The organism is Proteus sp. FME41, from assembly GCF_014897315.1.
Lineage (GTDB): Bacteria > Pseudomonadota > Gammaproteobacteria > Enterobacterales > Enterobacteriaceae > Proteus.
On record NZ_JABUYL010000029.1, the window covers coordinates 1 to 22,965 of the forward strand.

The 22,965-nt window shown below is 37.6% G+C and carries 10 protein-coding genes and 1 pseudogene; 7 read left to right on the forward strand and 4 right to left on the reverse strand.

Going from position 1 to position 22,965, the window contains the following annotated elements; all coding sequences use genetic code 11:
• A pseudogene (locus tag INT04_RS17715) lies at window positions 1-8,432 on the reverse strand (hypothetical protein); the annotation flags it as partial.
• Between the two features lie 1,092 nt (window positions 8,433-9,524).
• Complete coding sequence (locus INT04_RS17720) at window positions 9,525-10,310, reverse strand: AraC family transcriptional regulator (RefSeq protein ID WP_193017426.1); 786 nt, start codon at window positions 10,308-10,310, stop codon at window positions 9,525-9,527.
• Window positions 10,311-10,755: 445 nt separating this feature from the next.
• On the opposite strand from INT04_RS17720, the gene INT04_RS17725 reads away from it, so the two are divergent.
• The 4 genes from INT04_RS17725 to dmsD all read left to right on the forward strand — a co-directional run bounded on the left by INT04_RS17725 (window position 10,756) and on the right by dmsD (window position 15,358).
• Window positions 10,756-13,176, forward strand: coding sequence for a DMSO/selenate family reductase complex A subunit (locus INT04_RS17725; RefSeq protein WP_193017409.1), 2,421 nt, complete (start codon window positions 10,756-10,758; stop codon window positions 13,174-13,176).
• A complete protein-coding gene (locus tag INT04_RS17730; RefSeq protein ID WP_193017410.1) occupies window positions 13,173-13,814 on the forward strand; it encodes a DMSO/selenate family reductase complex B subunit in 642 nt (213 codons plus the stop codon). The genes INT04_RS17725 and INT04_RS17730 overlap by 4 nt, the downstream gene beginning before the upstream one ends.
• Window positions 13,811-14,710, forward strand: a complete 900-nt coding sequence (locus INT04_RS17735; protein ID WP_193017411.1) for a dimethyl sulfoxide reductase anchor subunit family protein — start codon at window positions 13,811-13,813, stop codon at window positions 14,708-14,710. The genes INT04_RS17730 and INT04_RS17735 overlap by 4 nt, the downstream gene beginning before the upstream one ends.
• Window positions 14,711-14,788: 78 nt before the next feature.
• The gene (gene dmsD, locus INT04_RS17740; protein WP_193017412.1) at window positions 14,789-15,358 is read left to right on the forward strand and encodes a Tat proofreading chaperone DmsD; all 570 of its coding nucleotides are present in this window, start codon (window positions 14,789-14,791) and stop codon (window positions 15,356-15,358) included.
• Window positions 15,359-15,460: 102 nt separating this feature from the next.
• Here the strand turns inward: dmsD and norR are convergent, their stop codons facing one another.
• Window positions 15,461-16,975, reverse strand: a complete 1,515-nt coding sequence (gene norR, locus INT04_RS17745) for a nitric oxide reductase transcriptional regulator NorR (protein ID WP_193017413.1) — start codon at window positions 16,973-16,975, stop codon at window positions 15,461-15,463.
• Window positions 16,976-17,165: 190 nt separating this feature from the next.
• Here norR and norV point away from each other — a divergent pair, with 190 nt between their 5' ends.
• The 3 genes from norV to ytfE all read left to right on the forward strand — a co-directional run bounded on the left by norV (window position 17,166) and on the right by ytfE (window position 20,534).
• Complete coding sequence (gene norV / locus INT04_RS17750; protein ID WP_193017414.1) at window positions 17,166-18,614, forward strand: anaerobic nitric oxide reductase flavorubredoxin; 1,449 nt, start codon at window positions 17,166-17,168, stop codon at window positions 18,612-18,614.
• Window positions 18,611-19,765 (forward strand): NADH:flavorubredoxin reductase NorW, encoded by a 1,155-nt coding sequence (gene norW, locus INT04_RS17755; RefSeq protein WP_193017415.1) that lies wholly within the window; start codon window positions 18,611-18,613, stop codon window positions 19,763-19,765. Before norV ends, norW begins: the two co-directional genes overlap by 4 nt.
• A gap of 106 nt (window positions 19,766-19,871) precedes the next feature.
• Entirely contained in the window at window positions 19,872-20,534 is a 663-nt protein-coding gene (gene ytfE, locus INT04_RS17760; RefSeq protein ID WP_193017416.1) for an iron-sulfur cluster repair protein YtfE, read from the forward strand.
• Between the two features lie 57 nt (window positions 20,535-20,591).
• Here the strand turns inward: ytfE and INT04_RS17765 are convergent, their stop codons facing one another.
• Window positions 20,592-22,799: an extracellular solute-binding protein gene (locus INT04_RS17765; RefSeq protein ID WP_193017417.1), complete on the reverse strand. Its 2,208-nt coding sequence runs from the start codon at window positions 22,797-22,799 to the stop codon at window positions 20,592-20,594.
• Window positions 22,800-22,965: the final 166 nt, after the last annotated feature.

Below are 22,965 nucleotides of genomic sequence, written 5' to 3' on the forward strand. Positions count from 1 at the left end.
TCTGTGTCGGTATCTACATCAGTATCTGTGTCGGTATCTACATCAGTATCTGTGTCGCCTGTCGATGGTTTAGTTGGTGCGATAGGATCAATATCAATATCATCAAAGTTGATGCCATCATTTGAATCTTGGTCTGTAGGTGGCTCTTGTGTATTTGAATTCACATTACCTTGTACAGATAAATAGTTTTTGCCAAGAATAAATGCATCACTTTGAATATGCTCCCACTGACCACCTTCATAAGCGATTGCAGCATAAATCCATTTCAGATCAGGATATTGGTCTGTTGTTACGCCTTCAATTTTGACAACTTTTTGGCCACCAATCATTTGAACAACGCCAGTACCTACAACAGTTTTATAATCATAAAAATCATAGACTTTTATCTGTTGCCCTACTTCAAATTTGGTACTCTTCAAGTAAAGGTGTTTCTTGTTATCTACCCAAGCTGTCACATCTTTCGTGGTAATGTCAGCATATTTACCCGTTATTAAATCACTATGAATTTCGGCTGGTGACTCTTTCTTACCGAAAGAAGCACTCTTAGAAGATTCATTTTCACCTACACCAACACGGCTAATGGCTAAATTACTCGAATCACCTAATCCTTTAACGGTATCCCATGAATGTGCACCAGAATATTCCGTCACTACACCCACAAATTTACCGTTATGTAATGCCACATGCCCCTTACCGATTTCTTCAAAATCTCGTATACCTAATAGGTTTGTTGAGACTTTATAGAGAGTAAAGGCATCGCCAGCTTTCAAACCGTCACCGGTGATCATAATCGTATGATCTTCAGTGATGTATGCTTCGACATTCTTCGGTGTTGAAGAATCCTTAACTTTAAAGCTACGACTAATATCTGAGGTGTCTTTTCCTAACTCTTTTTGATAGCCATACAGATAACTTAAATCGTTACCACTCGACTTGATATTGTTTGCTGTTTCTTTATCTACAAAAATATCAACGTATTTGCTGCCATCTGTACGAGTGTGAACAGTGCCTGAACCAAATGTTTTATCGACAGTACCAGAAATATTACCTAGCCATGCGCTATACCACGGTAAATCTTTACCTCCTAATGTAAAGACCGCACCATCAACAAGTCGGGCTCCTTCGATATGAATTTTACCGTCATTGGTAACAGTAATATCCAATGCGGTATCCAATGCACCCGCTGGTTTCTGCGTTTTTTCTCCCGTACTTAAATAAGGGTCAAACATTTTCAGAGAGTTAAGTGCATCGTTATAATCTTGCTGCAATTCAGCCAGCTTGATCTTCGAAATCGTTCCTGACAACTTAGCTTCCGTCATCACTTTATTGGCAGTTTGTAACTGTGTATAAAGCGAGTTGTAAACTAAATCTTTTTGTTCTTTGGTATCTGTTGCATTGAGTAACTTCTCAATGTTTTTCGCTTCAGAAACAACATTATCAATTAATATTTGAGCCGCGACGATTGGATCTTCAGCTGACAAATTATTGACTGAAATGTTGAGTTTATTCAGATTAGCCTGAACCATATCCAGTGGTGCACCATCAATAATTGATTGCTCAACTAATTGATAAGCTTCACTCAGTTCTGCCGCTAATTTCTGAACAGCATCATATTTCTCACTCGCACTCTTAATACCTGACAGTTCTTTTGAAGAAGCATAAGCCTGATTCGTCATTTCCGTCAGTTGCGTGATGCTATTCCATGCTTTTGAAAAACCTTCAATTTCTTTACTAAATTCTTCAATTTGATAATTGTAATACGCTAATTTAACGTCTTTAACGCCTTTCGCGGAGTACTCTTCCGATAGTACTTTCGCATCATTTAATGCACGAATAGCAATTTTATACTGCTCTTCAAAGACAGCATGATTAGAAAGCGTTGATTTATCTAAGTTGATATGTGCGTTATATACAGACTCTTGCAGTAAACTCATGACAATATCGAGGTCAGCAAAGGCTTGCTCACCTAACTGTCCATGGAATTCATTCATTAAGTTTACTTTGGTTTCATTAGCCGTATGCGCTGCACTATTAAGATAAGTCGTGCCTGCGCTGTCTAATCCCAACTCTTTCGCTTTATTAGCACGCTCTTTACCTTCAGCTAATAACGCATTTGCTTCCGTTACGATAGATAAGAATTCGGTAGGATCTTTGATTACCGAAGTTGGGTCTTTTTTCAGTAGCTCATCAGCTTTTTTATACTCATTTGTCGCCGTTGTTAATAACTCTAAAGAGAGTGACATACGTGAGTAAGCATCGATTTCCTGAAGAACCCCTTTTGGATAATCGAGTTTATTATCAAGTGAGTTGTAATACTTGTTGAGTTGATCTGTAAGATAATCTGGAACACCTTTGCTAGAAGCATTTGCTACTGCATCTTTAGCATTATTCAGACTGTCTTGAGCCGCAATGACACTGTTTTTAATTGCTGTCGCTTGCTGAATAGAAGTAATGTTGTTCTCTTTTGCTTCAGCCGCTTTATCAACTGCTTTTCTAACAGCAACCTCAGCTTCCGTTATTGCAGCTTTGGCATCGTTATAGGCTTCAATAATATCTTCTTCAGTAAGTTGATTATCTTTTGCTTGAGCAATCAATACTTCAGATTCATTATTTTGTTTATCAACAAGCGCTTCTGTTTCATCAAACTGCTTATCAACACCAGTGAAGGTTTTCAATAAAGCATCTTGTAAAGAACCAGCACTGATTGATGATTTAATATTGCTGACAACATCATCATATAAGCCTTTTGCTTCAATCAGTTGTTCTTTGGCTTCTAGCGCTTTAGCCAGTTTTTTCTCTGCTAACAGAATATTTTCTGCAGTTGGTGTTTTAACAGCTTGTTTCGCTGCCATTAAAGCATCATCAGAGAGTGTTTTTGCGTTATTTAATGCAGTATCAAGTGCGCTTTTGAAAATACCTAATTTTGCTAATGCATTTTCAATATTCTCTGGTGATTTATCTTTAGCCAGATCATTAATTGCATCATTCGCATCTTTAGCTTTATCTTCTAAACCATCAATATCAATCGCATTCAGAGTTAAGCCATCTAACGTAGTTTGCGCTGAATCAATCGTATCATTTGCACTATTAATACCTTTTAATGCATGTTCAATTAAACCTTGATCCACACCATCAATGTTTGCCGCATCATTAATGACACTGTGCAGTTTTTCTATATTCAGCTCAGCTTTATTAATAATATCTTGGGCATCTTTTACTGCTTTATCAAAGTTCTTAACATTGGCAGGACTTGGATTTTTCTGTGCGTGATCAAAAGCTGTTTGTGCTTTATCTACCGCTTTAATCACTTCGTTTAATTGCGCATTAATAACATTATCAACATTTAACAATGCTTTATTAATGGCGTCACTATCACCTGAGCCAATTTTATCTTTAAGATGATCAACTAATTGACTGATATCATCACCTTCAAAATCAGGTAATTTTTCATCAGGAATAGCATTCTTCGCTTTCGCAATATTTGCCCCAGCTTTGCTGATTTCATTGTCAAAGTATTTAATATTGGCAATGTATTCTTTAAATTCTGGGTTATTTTCTGGTGTTAAGCCTTTACTAATCGCTTTTTCAACAGTCTTTTGTAAGTCGCTGGTATTCTCTTTAGCTAATGTATACAGCTCATCAGCAGTATTAAGTAAATACTTCACATCTTGTAAAGCCTGCTGATATTCAACGCTAGACTTATCCATTTCGGCAAGTTTTAGTGCTGCTTCTAAGGCTTCTAAGGCTTTACTCGTAAGCTCTTGAACTAACTCATTGTTATTATCAATAGCTGCTTTTAATGCCTTATTGAAATTATTGATACTCTCTTTATTTTTTGGATCTAATTTATCTAATGCTGTATTTAAATCATCAAATACAACATGAGACTCAATTTCCTGAATCTGTTTATTCAGGTTATTGGCTTCTTTTTTCAGATCATTGAGGCGTTCTAAAAGCTCTGCTTCCGTCGCTTCATATTTCGCAATAACATTGCTACCTACACCACCTTTTAAGGCTTTATCTAATGCAGCTTTCACTTTCTCATCAGCTAATTCTGCATTTTCAATAGCTTTAGTGAACTCATTTAAGACTGTTTTCGCATTCTTAATATCTTGTTCTTTAGGTGATGTTGATTCCAATAGTTTTTCAATTTGACTATTCGCTGTTATGCCTTTTTTCTGAGCTTGAAGAATTTCAGTATCAAGTTTATCCAGCGTATTTTTGATATTCGCAATTAAATCAGGATCACCTTCCTGGTTATGTAAATTATCGAGAATATCAAGCGCATTATTAAGTGCAGTATTCGCACTGAGTAATGAGGTATCAGCTTGATCAGCTAACGCTTCTGTAACAATGAGATCAATATCTGTACCTTGTGCTTTTTCGATTAATTTATCGAGATGATCTTTACTATTTTGCGCTTTTTCAATGTATTGAGTCGCATCACGAACTGACTGTTCAGCAATCAATAAATCATCATAATTGCCTGATACTTTCGCTTTCTCAGCGTCATCTTTAGCAATATTCGCTTTTTCTTCAGCTAATTTAGCTAAATCAGCCACCAACTCAGCCGCTTTTTCTAAACTCTCTTTTGCTTTAGCCTTATTCTCATCCGTTGGATCTTTAATCACGTCATCAATCGCAGTATCTGCATCATCTAATGCAGGCTCTGTAATGTCTGAAGTTAATTTATCCAGAATATTTTGAGAAGTAAGAAGGTCATTTTCTGCCGTTGTCAGATGCTCAATCGTGATGTTTAAATCAGTAGCAGCATTTGTCGTATCAACGCCTTTGCTTTCTGCTTTATCAATTAATTGGCTTAATTGCTCTTTTGCAACATTGGCTTTATCAAATGCTTCTTGCGCTATTACTAATAATGCTTTAGCAGCCAATACATCGTCAGATGTTAAACTTTCACTTGCTGTTTCTGCTGCAACTTTTGCTTCATAAGCCAGTGTTTGTGCTTTCTCAGCCAACGTCACAACGTACTCAGAGGCCGTGTCTAAAACCTCTTTAACTTGCTCTTTTTCTTCATCTGTTGCGTTTTCATCAAGATCATCAAGGCCTTTTTCAGCATCATCCAATGCACCCTGACCATCAAGATCTGCTTTGATATTTGCTAATGTATTTTCAGCATCACTCACAAGATTTAACGCATTATCAATATGTTCATTCGCAAGGATAAATTCTGCCGTTGCATCCTGAACATTAACTTGTTTTGCTTGCGCTTTTTCAATCAGGTTTTCTAATTGTTGTTGCGCTTCTTGAGCTAATTTAATTGCATCTTGAGCAGCAACGACTGCATCGTAAGCCAATTGAATATCTGCATCAGATTTACTGATAGCCGCTTTATCTGCCGCCTGTTTTGCCGCTTCTGACAATACTTCAGCTTTTTGCGCTAATTCAGAGCCATATTTAACTGCATTATCAACCGCTTCTTTGGCTTTTTCTAACTTATCTTCTGATGCATCTTTACCCAAATCATCAATAATACTATTAGCATCATCAATTGGATTTTTATCATCCGTTTTACGTAAATCTTGGATAATGGCATCAGTATCATTAATCAGTTGATGCGTTGTATCAAGATTCGTTTGGGCCTGTTGAGCATCATCTAACGCAACCTCTGTTGAAACACCTTTTTCTTGTGCTTTAACAATAAGTTGGTCTAACTCTGCTTTTATTTGCTCGGCATGAGAGAATTCAACTTTTGCTTTCTCTAATAGAGCTTCAGCTTCAACAAGATCAGTCTGTTTACCGCTATTGAATGCTTTTTCTGCCGCTGATTTAGCAAGTTCAGCCAGTGTCAGTGCATTTTCTGTTACTGCAACAACATACTCAGATGCTAATTCAACCGCATCTTTTGCTTGCTCTTTCTCTTGCTCTGATGAATTCTCATCTAAATTATCAATAATTTCAGTACCCTTATCCAATGCATCTTTTGCATCATCAATAAGTTGTAACTTATCAAGAATTGACTGTGTTTCTTTTAGATTTTGAGTGGCTTCATCTAATAAGATTTGAGATTTATCAGCATCAATTTGAGCATCCGTTGTATCAACACCTTTGCTTTGTGCTTTTACAATTAAGCTATCTAATGTTGCTTTAGCGTCATTGGCTTTATCTAATGCTTCATCCGCTTTAGCAAACAATGTCTTAGCGGCAGCAAAATCTTTCGCACTACCAGAGATCAATGCTTTTTCTGCTGCCAGTTTGGCACTGCTAGATAAAATTTCTGCTTTCGATGCTAAATTAACCACTAAATCTGAAGCAGCATCTAAAGAGACTTTTGCTTTAGCTAATTCATCTGGTGTTGAATTTTCAGTTAAATCATCAATCAGATCATTGGCCTTATCTAACGCATCTTGCTCTTTCAGTAAGTCATTCACCATATCCAAAATATTTTGTGTATGACTTAAAATATCATTGGCGTTATCAATGTGTTCTTGTGAAAGAAGTGCATCAGATTGGGCTTCATCTGTATTAATGTCTTTAGCTATCGCCTTGGTAATTAGCGCATCCAACTTATCTTTAGCGACTTGAGCCTTATTAACTGCCTCTTGTGCTTTTTCTTGCAATAAAAGCGCGGTGTTCAGATCTTTTTCTTTGCCAGAAATGAGAGCTTGTTCAGCAGAATCATGAGCTTTTTTAGCCAAGATTTCTGCTTTTTCAGCGAGACCCACCACATAATCAGAAGCTGCATTTAATGATGCTTTAGCTTCTTCTTTTTGTGCATCAGTTGGATCTTCTGGTAAATCTTCAAGAATATCATCGGTTTTATCCAAGATATTCGTATCTTCACCATTAGTTTCTTTATCTAACATATCAATAATAAACTGCACATTCGCTAGTGTATGTGCGGCATCATCAATATGTCCCTGCGCTTTATTTGCATCAATTTGAGCATCAGTGATATCAATATCTTTCCCTTGAGCTTTTTGAATTAAAGCATCAAGTTCAGCTTTTGCTTGTTTCGCCGTATTTAATATTTCATAGGCTTGACTTAATAACGTTTTGGCTAAATCAATATCGACTTTATTCTCACTAATCAATGCTTTATCAATAGCAGCTTTAGCCATATCAGCATAAAGATCAGCTTTCAATGCCAATGCAACAACATATTCAGAAGCTGCATCTAACACTTTTTTCGCTTCCGCTTTCTCTTCTTCTGTTGCTGTATCTTTATCTAAGTCATCAATAATTTCGTTACCATCATCGATATTTTCACCCCCATTTTCGGTTGTGGTCAATGTATCGATGATTTTTTCAGCTGCATTCAGCGCACTGTTGGCTTCATCTAACTGTGCTTGAGCTGTTTCTGCGACCTGTTGTGCATCGGCAGTATCCACCCCTTTAGCATTTGCTTTGCTGATCAACGCATCTAATTTGGCTTTCACCGCTTCAGCGTTAGCAACGGCTTCTTGCGCCACTTTTAGGTCGGCTTGCGCTTGGGCTAAATCGGCTTTATCACCACTTATTAACGCTTTTTCCGCCGCGGTTTCGGCCGCTTTGGCTAACGTTAAGGCATCAGTAATTTGCTGACCAATCAACTCAGCCGCATTATCCAGCTTCGCTTTCACTTCGGCTTTTTCTTTGTCAGACGCATCATCCGGCAGATCGTCGATCGCCGTATCGGTATCATCAATTGCCTTTTGCTGCTCTAATTCTAATTGCAGTTTTTCTAATAACTTACCTAACTCATCTAATGTTTTACCAAGAGAGTCAGTATTCGTTGTTAATAGCTCTTTGGCTTGATCTATAATTTTTGAATCAACATTAAGCTTTTCGCCTTGCTCAATTAATTCATTTAATTCAGTTTTTAATTTATCAATTAGTGCAAGTGCTGTTGTTGCATCTTTATGGGCTTCCTGCGCTAAATCTAAATCTTTCTCATCACCTGTTTTTTGTGCTTTTTCAGTTGCTTCTGCGGCTTTATCAACGAGACTTTTTGCTGCATCAATGATTTTCTTCAAATCTAATGATTTATCGACAATCAGTTTTTCAACTAACTCTTTTTCACTTGGCTGTGGCGGAGTAACGTGGTTTGATGAACCCCCACTGCTACTGCTTGAAGAAGATGCAACGGCGATACCAGCACCAAGTACTGCGGCACCAATAGCAATAGAGAACCATTCCCCTCCCGTTAAACCTAATAGATTTTCATCACCAGTCGCTTCATCTAACTTATTAAAAATAAGCTCTAACTTGTCTGAATTAGGTGTTAAAGATGCTTTGTACTGAACACCATCCATTTCTACAATAAAGTAGTTATCAGGTGTATTAAAAAAATCATTAATAACTAATTTATCACCATTATTTTTAACAATAATAAGGTGATTTTCGTCTTTAATGATTGTTTTTATTTCCGATCGACTTATTTTTATAACTTGGCCTTTCTCTATACTAATTTCATTCCCAGTCTGATTGTTCATAAATAATATCACCGTTAATAATCAATCTTTTTAGAGTATCTGCTTAGGATTGGTTATATTTATATAAGATTATGAAATACACGTATTGAGTGTATTTAATTAATCTTAAATTCACATTTAAATATGAATTAACTCTACATTTCTTTAAACAAATAAAGTCCTTATCGCAAAGAGCAATAAAAAAAATAAATAGAAAGTAGGTATATAAATAACCTTATTGGTATCATATAAGCAATATTATTTAATTAAAGTCTTTAAAAGATGGGTGATGTTAATTTAGAGGTAAAACCCAATCCTCATATATAGATATAATTATTTGTTTTCACAATTAATGCTATTCTAAATAAATTTAAATATTGAAATATATTTTTTGTTAATTTAATGACTTATTTATATGGCTTACACTTCAAAAAATCTTATTTATATATTTCCCATGTAATCATAAATAGATAATCTTATTTAGTGTAAAATACCTATAAAAATAAAATTTCATAAGAAGAACTATTTTCAGCCATATAAATACATGGAAACCTAGAATATTAAATTATCATTTAAATATACTTAGTGATTTCTTTTTAAAAAAAGATAAAAAACAGGTTAAGAGATTGTACCAGTTAAAAACATTAAATAAATTCAAGTAGTTAAAAGTAAATCAGTGATCAAGTTTAATCAAAGAAGATAAATTCCCCCCACTTTTAAACACCCAAATCAAGTAACAAAAAACAAACAACTTACTAACAAAACACTTAAGAAAAATAAATACACTAGTATATTTACTCATTTTCATGCCCTTTTCTTTTAATTTTTATTTTATAATTCACTATTAAATTTAAAACTTTAATTTTTTATTCTGTTTAAGCAAGCATCCCCACATCTTTTAAATGTATTTTTAATAGAAGAGATCTATTGTTCGATCTACTCTCTTTTTGGTATATCAAAAGCCTCCTTATACAAGGATTTCTTGATTTATTTATTTTTTTCGGTGTCACATTACTAAAATTTTACCGATAAGAAAGAGACTGAATACTCAGATAAGAGACTGAATACAGATCATTAAATAATTTAAATTTAAATATTTGCTATAGATATCAACTAAAACCTATCGATATCCAGCGCATCCATACTAAAGTGAGAAGGCGATTGCCCCATCTGTTTTTTAAACATTGTTGAGAATGAACCGGCACTGTTATAACCCAAGTCAAAGGCAATTTCAGTAATACCGCGTCCTGATAAGATTTGTGTTAATGAATTCAATAAGCAGACTTGTTGTCGCCATTGTGAAAATGACATGCCCGTTTGTTGGCGGAAAAAACGGCTAAAAGAACGCTCACTTTTATGTAATTTATCTGCCCACTGTTGTGGCAAAGAGTCTATTTTAGGGTTACGAATAAAATCACGACATAATTTAGCTAACTTACTGTCTTGTGGTATAGGCGCAAAAAAAGGCAGAGGCTTGGCTTTCGCTAATTCGCATAAGATTAACTGCATTAAAAGGCCATCTCGTCCTTTTTTATCATATTCTGCAGGCACATCTACAGCTTCAAGCAATAGTTGACGAAAAAGAGGAGAAACGCTGACAACTTCACATTGTTTGCTATGACGAGGTGCCGCTGCAGGCTCGATATATAAGCTTCGCGTACTCACATCTAGCATGCGTGTTTCATGTCCCGTTTCTGGTGGGATCCACACACCACAAGAAGGGGGAATAACCCATTCTCCGTCATCCGTACTGACTTCAATCAAGCCTGTTGCAGGGTACAAAAATTGAGCTCGTCGATGTTGATGCGTTTCTAATAATGTATTGGGTAAGTAGTCTGTACCCAGCGCAATAACATCTCGGTCAAGTGAATCAACGCTTTTTAACGGTACATTTCTCACAATTAAGGTCACTCTCTTTTTCTTTTTGTCTTTTCAATATAGCAGTTATCCCTCACGCTACACACTGGCAATTAATGAGCTATATCATCAAATTCGTTATATATTTAAAAAAATAACGATTTGGCATTATGTGAAATTTCAACCTTCTTGATATCTATTCCACAAACCCTATTAACAATCAAAAAACGTACATTTAACACTCTTTGTAAATAGGCTGAAATTCGAATGTCATTGTCTGGTTTTAGAATGTTGGCAAAAGATTAATCCACTACTATCCCTCTCGCAGATGTTATTTCGCACATGCTGCACTTATCTATGCATTCAATAATAATGCAGCGGAAACCAGACATTCCCTTTATTCATAGCCTAGAAAAACACACACATTCTTTATATCAGGTATCGGGCATATCGGGATCCGCCTATTATGTTTAAGGTAGAGTTCATTATGAGCAATCAGTCCGATCACGATAGTGATACAAAGAGCATTCTTAGCGATGTTAGCCGTCGCCATTTTATTCAAGCAAGCTCGGCATTAGTTACCCTTCCTTTTCTCGCTTCAAACTCTTTTGCTGCGACAACAGATAACGCAATCCCCGTAAAACCAGTAACAACCGAAGAGGGCGAGCGCGTAGTATCAACCTGCAGTAGCTTTGACTGCGGGGGAAAATGTGACATTCGTGCTCATGTAAAGGATGGCAAAGTTACCCGTATTAGCACACGTCCAGATGCTGATTTAGATGAAGAGATGCCTATTATGCGGGCCTGTGTACGAGGCCGTGGTTATCGTAAATTTGTCTATCACCCAGACCGTTTAAAATACCCAATGAAACGCGTTGGAAAACGTGGTGAAGGTAAATTTGAGCGTATCTCTTGGGAAGAAGCCACCACGCTTATTGCACAAAATATGCAACGGATTAACCAACAATATGGTCCTGCGTCTCGCTTTGTCAGCTTAAGTACGGGCGTTACTGGGGGTATTTTTTCAGGCGCGAACATGTTACGTCGCCTGTTTAATATCACGGGCGGCTTTCTCGAAAATTACCACTCAGTCAGTAATGGTAATACCATGGCGGTCACTCCTTATACTTACGGTACCGCAGCCAGTGGCAGTACGTTAGATACGTTAGAAAATACTCCGCTTGTGATTTTATGGGGTCATAACCCTAACGAAACGATTTTTGGTCATACAAACCATTTCTTCCAAAAAATGAAGAAAAACGGCACTAAATTTATTGTCGTTGACCCACGTTATTCTGACACCGCCTCTTCTTTAGCTGATCAATGGATCCCGTTATTACCAACAACTGATAACGCCATGATGGATGCAATGATGTATGTCATCATCAGTGAAAATCGGCATGATCACGCTTTTATTGATAAATACACTGTTGGTTTTGATGAGCACCAAATGCCTGAAGGTGTCGGTGAAAATGAGTCATTAGTGGCTTATTTAATGGGTAAAAAAGACGGCATTAAGAAAACGCCTGAATGGGCTGAAACTATCACCAAAGTTCCCGCTGACACTATTAAACAATTAGCTCGTGAATACGCATCAACAAAACCTGCAGCATTAATACAAGGCTGGGGCCCTCAACGTCATATTTGTGGTGAACGGACGGCGCGTGGCGCGACATTACTTGCCACTATCACGGGTAATGTGGGTGTTCGTGGTGGTTGGGCTGCGGGTTATGGTATGGCACTAAACTCTGAACTGCGTAAAACCATTGCAGGGCCAAGCTTATTAACTAACCCTGTAAAAACAAAAATTAATATCACCAACTGGGTGCAAGCATGTGAAGATAAAAATTTAGTGACACCACAAAATGGGTTACTAAACGCCGAGAAACTTGATACTGAAATCAAGATGATTTTCTCCATGGCAGGTAACTACATGACAAACCAAAATACCGATATTCTTCATGCTGCAAAAGTGCTAGAAGACGAATCGAAAGTTGAGTTTATTGTCTGTAGTGATTTGTATCTTACCCCAAGCGCCAAATATGCCGATATTTTACTGCCAGAAACCAGTTTCTTAGAACGCTGGAACATTGGTGGTACATGGAGCTATGGCGACTACATTATTCTTTCTGAAAAAGTGATTGAGCCTGAATTTGAGCGTCGAACTGACTACGATTGGTTACGTGAAGTGGCCGATAAATTAGGTGTAGGTGAGCAATTTAGCGAAGGTAAAGAAACCGATCGTGATTGGATTGAATATTTAGTCGATGATGCCAGCATTAAACGCCCTGAAGACGGTATTCCAACCTTTAAAGAGTTATTGGTTAAACGTCGTCATCTATTAAAACACCGCCCTCATACTCAAAATGTCGCGTTTGAGAAAAATATTCAAGATATCGAGAATAATCCATTCCCAACACCATCAGGCAAAATTGAGATTTTCTCTAAGCGTTTATATGACATGAATAATGTCGATATTCCTGCGCTCTCTCATTATGTTCCAGCCATTGAAGGCCCTGAAGATACGTTAACGGATAAATTCCCGTTACAACTTATCACATGGAAAGGGCGTAACCGCGCAAACTCAACGCAATTTGCCAACCCTTGGTTACAAGAAGTACAACGCCAAGAACTCTGGTTAAACCCGTTAGATGCTCAAGACAGAAATATTAAAGAGGGCGAGAAAGTCAAAGTGTATAACGATCGTGGGATCACGATGGTGCCCGTCAAACTAACACAACGAATTATGCCAGGTGTCGTCGCCTTGCAAGCAGGTGCCTGGTGGCAGCCTGATGCAAAAGGCATAGATCAAGGGGGATGTGCCAACGTATTAACATCATCTCGTAGCACCGCAATGGCACACGGCAATGCTCACCAAACATTATTGGTCGAGGTAGCAAAAGCATGAGTAAATTTATCGTTTATCCTGCTGTGAGCAACAAACAGTTAGGGTTTTATATCGACAGCGCTCGCTGTTCCGGTTGTAAGGCGTGTCAGGTTGCGTGTAAGGATAAAAACAATCTTGATGTTGGACGCAAATTTCGCCGCGTTTATGAAATTACGGGAGGCGGTTATACCCGTAATCCTCAAGGCGCACTGGTCAATAATGTCTTTGCGTACACTTTATCTATCTCTTGTAACCATTGTGACGACCCTATTTGCGTTAAAAACTGTCCAACAACCGCAATGCATAAACGTGACGGCGATGGCATTGTCATGGTTGATACAGACAAATGTGTTGGTTGTGGTGCTTGTGCGTGGTCTTGTCCTTACGGCGCACCACAAATGAATCCAGAAACTAAACAGATGTCCAAATGTGATTTTTGCATCGATTTACAGCAAAAAGGCGAACAACCTGTTTGTGTTGCAACTTGTCCGCTAGGTGCCATTCAATTCGGTCCTATTGATGAATTACGTGAACGCTATGGCGATTTAGATTATGTCACCGGTTTACCCGATCCTGAGATAACGCATCCTAACCTTGTTATTAACCCACATCAGGGTGCCAATAATGACGGAATTAATAATAAGGGAGACAGAAAATGAATGAATGGTCATTGTTAATTTTTACATTCATGATGAATGCGACCATCGGTCTTGCGCTAACAACAGGCCTTTTTGCACGCCGTCTTTCTCATTATCTCAATGCAGAAAGCTACTATCGTTTTATGCTGTTGGCTTTATTTGTTATTTGCGGATTAGCGGGCTTGGGCTCTATCGCCTCAATTACCCACTTAGGCGTACCGTTAAATGCCCCGAATGCCATCAGAAATGTTTTTTCCGCTTGGTTAAGTCGTGAAGTTGCCGTCACTGCTATTTTTGTCGGTTGCCTAGGTTTAACCTTTTTATGGCTCTGGCGCACTCGCAAACTCTCAATGCTGTTATTAAGTACCAGTATTCTGATTGGGTTATTTGATATTTATTGCATGGCGTCGATTTATCGCCATACCTCCATTTTGACATGGATGGATCCTAATACTTACGTGATGTTCTTCGGCGCGATGTTAACGCTTGGTGCTGCTATTTTCTTCTTACTACTCAAAGTATTACAACGTGCAGGAAGTAAATTAGGTATCGAAATACCTCAAGACACTTTCCCAATGCGCTGGAAATGGCAGTTATGGGGAATAATGGCATTTAGCTTAATTGGTCGATTACTGTATCAACCTTTTTATGAGCAATATTTAACTAGCACACTCTATAGCCAAAAATCGGTGACATTCCCGTTATCCCCTATTCAAGTCTATTACTCCATTGGTTCATTACGGACTACATGCTGGATCTTAGCCACCTTTGCAGTATTGGCTTGTGGCTATAGTTTAGTGAAATTCCTAGCCCCTAAAAATCAAGGTAAAACAACTGAGTCTATTTTTGCACTTGGTTGCGTTATCGCGATTATCGCTGACTTTATGCTGCGTTATGTTTTCTACTCAATTCACTAATTGTAATTGAGCTTGTTGTTTAAATAATAAAAAACAAACCTCATTAATTGGGGTTTGTTTAAGGAAGTATCAAAAATTATGAGCAGACTCTCTTATTATGCGGCTGCATTTAATTTATTGGGAATTTGTTATTTATTCCCACCTGATGATGACACCAATAAAACTGCACTCAACTTTTTTAAAACTGGAGATTTTGCAGCACAGTGGCCTTGTAAAATTGAAAGCCGCTTGTGTGAACGTTTAATTGATTCTGTTTCTATTGAGACTGAGCAATTAAAAACCCAATGGCAAAATCTTTTTGTTGGCCCTAATGCATTGCCTGCCCCTCCTTGGGGTTCAGTCTATTTAGATCCTGAAGGCTTATTACAAGGGGATTCTACCCTTGCACTCAGTGAGTTTTTAAAACGGGAACGTTTAAAAGTAAACACACCTTTTCCAGAACCTGTTGATCATATCGGTTTGATGTTATTTCAAGCTGCCGTATTGGCATCAGAAAAAAGAGAAGATGCGGTTAATGAATTACTTTCTCTTCATTTGACCACATGGCTACCTCACTATTTAAATAAATTAAAAATGAATGGATATAGCCAATTTTATAGCACATTAACAGAACTGGTAACCATCACGGTGAACGCATTCAGAAAATAGAAATTTATTAACAACTTATCATCCTAACATAATTATTTAAGGTAATTTGGACCACGCACCCAAATTACCTTTTTTCAGTTAGGGCATTCCTTTTTTAAATTATTATGATTTTAGCCCTAAGCGTTTTGTTAAACGACGTAAGTTAGCCGGATCAAGCGATAATTCTCGTGCTGTTGCCGCCCAATTTTGGTTATTACGCAGTAATGCCTGTTTAATTAAATCTCGTTGAAACTCATCCGTAGCTTCTTTTAAATTCTTTTCTTCTGAAGGTAACGATTGTGATATTGGATGAGTCAGATTTTCTGTCCCTAAAGCAAAATGACTGACTTGTAAAATAAGACTGTCTGTCTTATTCCCTGCCCTCGCTAATACGATTGCTCGATGAATAGTATGTTCTAATTCACGCACATTACCCGGCCAAGAATAATGCAATAAATAAAGGCGTAATTCAGGGCTAATAATCACTTGTGCAAGGTTAAAACGCTGACGATATTGCTCGCAGAAATACCCTACTAAGAGCAAAATATCTTCATCTCTTTCTCGTAATGGCGGAACATGCAAAGGAAAAATGCTTAACCGATGGAAAAGATCGGCACGGAAATTTCCGGCTAACACTTCTTCCCATAGATCACGATTCGTTGCTGCTAATACACGCACATTAACACGTAAATTACGATCATCACCAATACGTTGAATATCCCCATATTGTAATACACGCAGTAATTTTGCTTGGAGTGATAATGATAACTCCCCTATTTCATCAAGAAATAACGTACCATTATCCGCCATTTCAAATTTACCACTACGATGGCTAATTGCACCGGTAAAAGCTCCTTTCACATGACCGAATAACTCACTTTCTGCCACGCTTTCAGGGAGTGCAGCGCAATTTAAATAGACTAACGGATTACCTGCACGACTAGACATTTCATGAATGGCTTTTACCACCAGCTCTTTACCGGTTCCTGTTTCACCACTGACTAAAATATTCATCTCTGCGGGTGCAACAATTTCTATCTCTTTTTTCAGTTGCATCATAGAGGGTGATAAACCAATAATTTCTGTTTTTATCGTTGGCTTAAAGGTATTAGTGGGCGTAAATAACATATTTTGATTTTCAAGTTGCTCAATCAATAACGCATTATTTAATGCCCCAGAGGTTAATGCCGCAATTAAACGTAATTCTTCATCACTGAAAGTATCAAACTGATGAGGATCCATTCCATCAAGTGTTAACGTGCCAATTAAATCTTGTCCTGCAAATAACGGTAAGCCCACACAAGCATGCACTTTTAAATGCTCTCTATCTGGGATAAGCCCATCATAAGGATCGGGTAAATCACTGTCCGCGGGAAAACGCACCACATCTCCTGCTCGCGCGATAGTTTCAAGACGAGGATGTCCTTCAAGTAAAAAACGACGCCCCAATACATCAGGCACAAGGCCATCTATGGCTAATGGGATAAACTGATGAGGCTCATAACGAAGCAACGCAGCTGCATCGCAATTTAGCACTTGCCGAAGCGTGGTCACCAGTCGCTGAAATCTATCTTGGTGACCCACATCTTTTTGTAATTCAATGGCAATTTTAGCCAACACATCAACAGAAAAACCCATAAAAACACCTCATAGTCATTATGACCGCTATTATGGTCATTTTGACATGATAAAGATAGTCATATTGACAATATATAAATAACCACAAAAACAAAAATCGTTTTAAAACAATAAGATAAAAACTGGCACGCTTCTTGATTATATCAATACATATCCCTATGAAAAGATTAATGAGAAGGAACAACACAAAATGGCTATTCATGTTAAAAATAATGTAAATTGGGTTGGGCAACGTGACTGGGAAGTTCGTGACTTTCATGGCACCGAATACAAAACATTATTAGGCAGTAGCTACAACAGCTACCTAATATGTGAAGAAAAAAAGGTGTTGATTGATACAGTTGACCATAAATTTAGTCGTGAGTTTGTACAAAACTTACGTACTCAAATTAATCTGGAAGAAATTGATTACATTATTATTAACCACGCAGAAGAAGATCATGCGGGTGCATTAACAGAGTTGATGTCTTTTATCCCGAATACCCCAATTTATTGCACTGCTAATGCTATTGATTCCATTAATGGTCATCACCATCACCCTGAATGGAATTTTAATATCGTTAAAACAGGCGATAGCCTAGATATTGGCAATGGCAAACAACTGATTTTTGTTGAAACGCCAATGCTACACTGGCCTGACAGCATGATGACTTATTTAACGGGTGATGCGATTTTATTTAGTAATGATGCCTTTGGTCAGCACTATTGTGATGAACGTTTATTTAACGATGAAGTTGACCAAACGGAATTATTTGAGCAATGCCAACGCTATTACGCCAATATCTTGACGCCATTTAGCCGTCTTGTTACACCGAAAATTAATGAAATTTTAGGCTTTAATTTACCTGTCGATATGATTGCGACCTCTCATGGTGTGGTATGGCGCGATAATCCAACACAAATCGTTGAGCTATATCTGAAATGGGCTGCCGATTACCAAGAAGATCGTATCACTATTTTCTATGACACCATGTCTAACAATACCCGTATGATGGCCGATGCCATTGCACAAGGGATCAATGAAATTGACCCGAATGTGTTTGTAAAAAGCTATAACGTCGCCAAAAGTGATAAAAATGACATTATCACTAGTGCATTTCGATCTAAGGGCGTACTAGTTGGTTCATCAACGATGAATAATGTCATGATGCCAAAAATCGCTGCAATGCTTGAAGAGATGACGGGCTTACGTTTTCGCAATAAAAAAGCGGCTGCGTTTGGTAGCTACGGCTGGAATGGTGGTGCGGTTGACCGCATTCAAACCCGCTTAATGGATGCTGGATTTGAAACCGCCTTGGCGCTAAAAACGAAATGGCGTCCAGATATGCAAGCACAAGAAATTTGTCGTGAATATGGTCGTGAAATTGCACGTCAATGGGCTTTAGCGCCACTCCCTGTTGTTCAGCCTTGTTGCACAACTGCATCACAAGCTGAGGTTACCACAGATGTTGAAGCGGTCGATTTGGGTCCACGTATGCAATGTAGTGTGTGCCAATGGATTTACGATCCAGCAGTAGGTGAACCAATGCAAAACGTTCAACCTAATACCCCTTGGAGTGAAGTACCTGATAGCTTCTTATGCCCTGAATGCTCATTAGGAAAAGATGTCTTTGATGCGCTTGCAAAGGAGGCAAAATGAGTACAGATCTTCTCAATAATGGGATTGTTATTATTGGCGCGGGCTTTGCTGCGCGCCAATTAGTCAAAAATATTCGCAAATTTAATGCAGATATTCCCATTACCCTCATTGCCTCAGACAGCATTGATGAATATAACAAGCCAGATTTAAGCCATGTTATTAGTCAGGCTCAAAATGCGGATGATCTAACAAAACAAACAGCTGAAGACTTTGCGCAACAATATCAACTAGCCATTTATCCTTATACACAAATTGTTGATATTAATACGGATGAAAAACGTATTCAGAGTGCCAAAGGTGAACAGTGGTATTACGATAAATTAGTATTAGCGACTGGTGCCAAAACCTATTGCCCTGCGATTTCAGGCCATGAGTTAATGTTTACGCTTAATAGCCAACAAGAATATCGCACTTATGAAGCACAAATTCATCAAGCTAAACGGGTATTAATTTTAGGTGCGGGTTTAATTGGTACTGAATTAGCGATGGATTTTAGTCGGGCAGGTAAAGAAGTGATCCTTGCTGATATTTCAGGGCAATTATTATCTTCTCTGATCCCTTCCGATCTCAGTGGTCGTTTGCAATCAAGTCTCACTGAAATTGGTGTCCGCTTAATGCTGAAATCACCGTTACAGTCATTAACACAAACCGATAACGGCATTTTAGCGACCTTTAATCAACATCATCAATTAACGATTGATTGTGTGATTGCCGCTACAGGACTCACACCCAATATAGAATTGGCTCATCTTGCGGGTTTACATACTGATCGTGGGATTATGGTGAATGAATATCTACAAAGCAGTAATAGCGATATTTATGCCTTAGGGGATTGCGCACAAATTAATGGTAATTTATTGCCGTTTTTACAGCCAATTCTATTAAGTGCAATGCATTTAGCCAAATCACTTGTGGGCGAAAACAATGCACCTCTTAATTTACCACCGATGATTATTCGGGTGAAAACACCGTTAATGCCATTACATCTTGCCGGTGAGACCGCACGTAATGACTTAACCTGGAATATTAATACAACACAATCGGGTGTTATCGCTAAAGGCTTCGATGAAAACGACGTATTACGTGCATTTGTGGTAACAGAAGAGCAAGTAAAAGAAGCTTTTGCTTTATTAAGAACACTGTCTGCTTAATTTAAGCAGTGATATCGCTAAAAAAAATCAGCAACGCTACAACTTGAATAGTGATATCTCTAAACAAAGCCAACAACGCTGCAACTTGAAGTATGACGAGGAAACTATGAACTTACGTGATCAACCATTAGGCCAACTGGCTCTCTCTATTTCTGGTGCCAGTGCCATATTCCGTCAATATAACCTCGACTTCTGCTGTGGAGGAAAAAGAACATTAAGCAAATCTGCAGAAAAAGCAGGGCTCAATATTGATGACATTGAGAATAAATTAATTGCCCTTTCAGAACAGCCATTAGAAAAAGATTGGCGACAAGCGCCATTAAGTGAAATTATTGATTTTATTATTGTTCGCTACCACGACAAACACAGAGCACAATTACCGGAACTTATTTTACAAGCAGAAAAAGTAGAACGCGTTCATGAAGCAAAACCGACTGTCCCTAAAGGATTAGCTCGTCAATTAACACTATTATTGGAAGAACTGACTAGTCATATGATGAAAGAAGAACGTATTCTTTTTCCCATGATAAAAAATGGATTAGGAAGCCAAGCGGGTGCGCCCATTAGTGTTATGGAACACGAGCATGATGATGCGGGTGAAATTGTTGAAGTAATTAAATTTATTACCAAAAACGTCACACCACCCCCTGAAGCCTGCACCACATGGCGAGTACTTTATAATGGTATTAATGAGTTTATCGATGATTTAATGAATCATATTAGCTTAGAAAACAATTTATTATTTCCAAGAGCATTGGCGGGTGAGTAATAGTGTAATACAGGGGATTTCATCATCCCCTGCTATTTTCACAGCAATCAGTAAACCTTACCGTTCACCTTGCGTATCGATTAATAAGCGTTGATTTATATAGTCGATCGTTTCTTCTATTGTCATAATATTATTAACAACATTAGTAATACCCTGACCAATAATAATTTCAGCTTGGCGTAAATTAAATAATTTGCCATTTGGTACTGATGATTCTCGTATTCCCTTATTAATTTCTTGATAAGCCAATGTCATCCACGGATAACGATGGCTAATTTCTTGGTTATGGCTGAAATTTTGATGATTACTATTTCCGCCTAATAAAATAAGGTGATCCATTACCATAGGAGAATATAGCCAGCGATAAAATTGCTCTGCATATTGTGATTTTTGGCTATAACGTGAAACGGCTAATACACCGCCCCCTAATTGAGGAACACCGCCAGGCACTGGAGCAAAACCTGTTTTAGGTAAAATATCACTATGGGCTACATCGTTAAATAAATTCATATAAGAGATAAGCATAGCAAGATGACCTTGCTCAAATTGTCTAACCGATTCACTCCACCATTTATTATAAATATTTTCGGTGATCGACAGTTGCTGTAAATATTCTTTTAATACTTCACCTGCTAACGGCATTGATAACCTAGGAATATTATCATTTCCTATTAAATGCCCACCTTTCGCGTAATAACGTAATAGATATTCTGTTGCAATCAATCCTGCACTGCCCAATGTTGTCGATGCGCCCATTGGACGGCTTATTTGTCCATCTTCATGCTGTTCAGTAAAAAATTGAGTAACATTATCGTACTCTTCAAACGTCATCGGCACCGTTAATTCATTACCCGTTTTTTCGTAATACATTCTTTTTAGAATAGTATCTTCAAATAAGTCTTTTCGATAAAACAGAAGTTGTGCACTGGCATCAAAAGGCATGGCATACGCTGTATTATTCACCAAGCTAAATTTTTGTTGAGTAGGCAGCGAAAAATTTTTTAATAAGTCAGTTAATCCGTTACCGATTTTATCAAGAGGTTGTAATATTCTTTCAGCAAACCACGGAAAACAGGCCATATCAATACGCAATAAATCATAATATGGGTGTAAATGTAGCTGACTTAATATTTGATAAACTTCATCGTAAGGGTGTATTGCTAAATTAACTTTTATCCCTGTTTGGCGATAAAAATGAGGCAATAATTTTTTTAATGCACTCGTTGATGGGCTTGGCAAAATAAGTAAATTAAGGCTCAAATCTTGTTTATCTGAGGTAATAACGGCAGGTATTGCTGTATAAAGATGATCACTTTGATTACGTACATAAATAGCATTACTTTCAGTTATCTCGGCTTCATCCTCTTTTTGCATCAGTGCATCAATTACTTCCAACCCAAGTTGAGCGTAGTTCATTGGAAAGTAATATAACCCTTTTAATACAGGTGGAATATTATCACTCAATGCAAAAATAGGCGGGCAATCATTATGACTACCAAAATAGCTCGCTTGTGTTAAATAACGTGCCTTTTCGATATCTTGGGCAATAAATAAGTCTGGGATTTGCTCCATAGAAAAGAAATCAAAAGCAATCTTATAGCTCTCTTCATCTGACGCACAAAGGACGACACTTTTTTTATTAGGTGCATACTCAGAAAGCCGTCTTTGTAATTCATTAGCAAAGTTTTGATTATTTACATAATCGCTACTCCCCATAAAGATACCGACTAATTTACCTGTCGCTTTTGCAACTTGTTGGCAAATAGCTTCTGCCGCTTGAGTAAAATCGAGTGTGAAAAAACAGTGTGCATTAAGCGGTTGGCGATAAACAAATGCAATTTGTGAAGGGGATAATTTTAACGTGTCAAAATAGATATTTGCATCTTTCAGACAGCTGATGGTGATCACTTGTTTATAGCCGCCTGCCGCAATTTTTTGTAATACCTCTAACTCCGTAGTTTCAAGATCATCCGTTAAAAAGAGATCGTAAGTCACCTCGGGAAAATAGGCAATGGACTGCCTTAAGGCATTAAAAAAAACAGCGTATTTTTCAGAAACTAACTGAGGTAAAAGTATGGCAATTTTATGGCTTTTATTGGTTCTCAACAGTTGAGCCTGTGTATTTAATTGATAACCCATTTTTTTCGCGGCTTGATATACGGCTTCAATTTTTTCAACACTCACATTTCCACGTTTATTCAATACATTAGACACGGTCCCATGAGAAACACCGGCTAATTTTGCAATATCTTTAATCGTTGCCATTGACCTTTTTCCACCTCAATTTCTGCTTTTACTAGCATACCTGAATTATTTATCACGACTACCGATAATTAATTTGAACGTTCCATTTTAAAATCGTTTATAAAACAACCTTTTATTAATTATCTTAAATAAATGATTATCAATATCAATTAAAAATAATAACAAT

What these genes read in the sequence shown, in the direction of transcription:
- INT04_RS17735 (WP_193017411.1), top strand. Translation starts at nt 13,811, where the DNA reads ATGAATGAATGGTCATTGTTAATTTTTACATTCATGATGAATGCGACC.
- INT04_RS17725 (WP_193017409.1), top strand. Translation starts at nt 10,756, where the DNA reads ATGAGCAATCAGTCCGATCACGATAGTGATACAAAGAGCATTCTTAGC.
- INT04_RS17765 (WP_193017417.1), bottom strand. Translation starts at nt 22,799, where the DNA reads ATGGCAACGATTAAAGATATTGCAAAATTAGCCGGTGTTTCTCATGGG.
- dmsD (WP_193017412.1), top strand. Translation starts at nt 14,789, where the DNA reads ATGAGCAGACTCTCTTATTATGCGGCTGCATTTAATTTATTGGGAATT.
- INT04_RS17730 (WP_193017410.1), top strand. Translation starts at nt 13,173, where the DNA reads ATGAGTAAATTTATCGTTTATCCTGCTGTGAGCAACAAACAGTTAGGG.
- ytfE (WP_193017416.1), top strand. Translation starts at nt 19,872, where the DNA reads ATGAACTTACGTGATCAACCATTAGGCCAACTGGCTCTCTCTATTTCT.
- norW (WP_193017415.1), top strand. Translation starts at nt 18,611, where the DNA reads ATGAGTACAGATCTTCTCAATAATGGGATTGTTATTATTGGCGCGGGC.
- norR (WP_193017413.1), bottom strand. Translation starts at nt 16,975, where the DNA reads ATGGGTTTTTCTGTTGATGTGTTGGCTAAAATTGCCATTGAATTACAA.
- norV (WP_193017414.1), top strand. Translation starts at nt 17,166, where the DNA reads ATGGCTATTCATGTTAAAAATAATGTAAATTGGGTTGGGCAACGTGAC.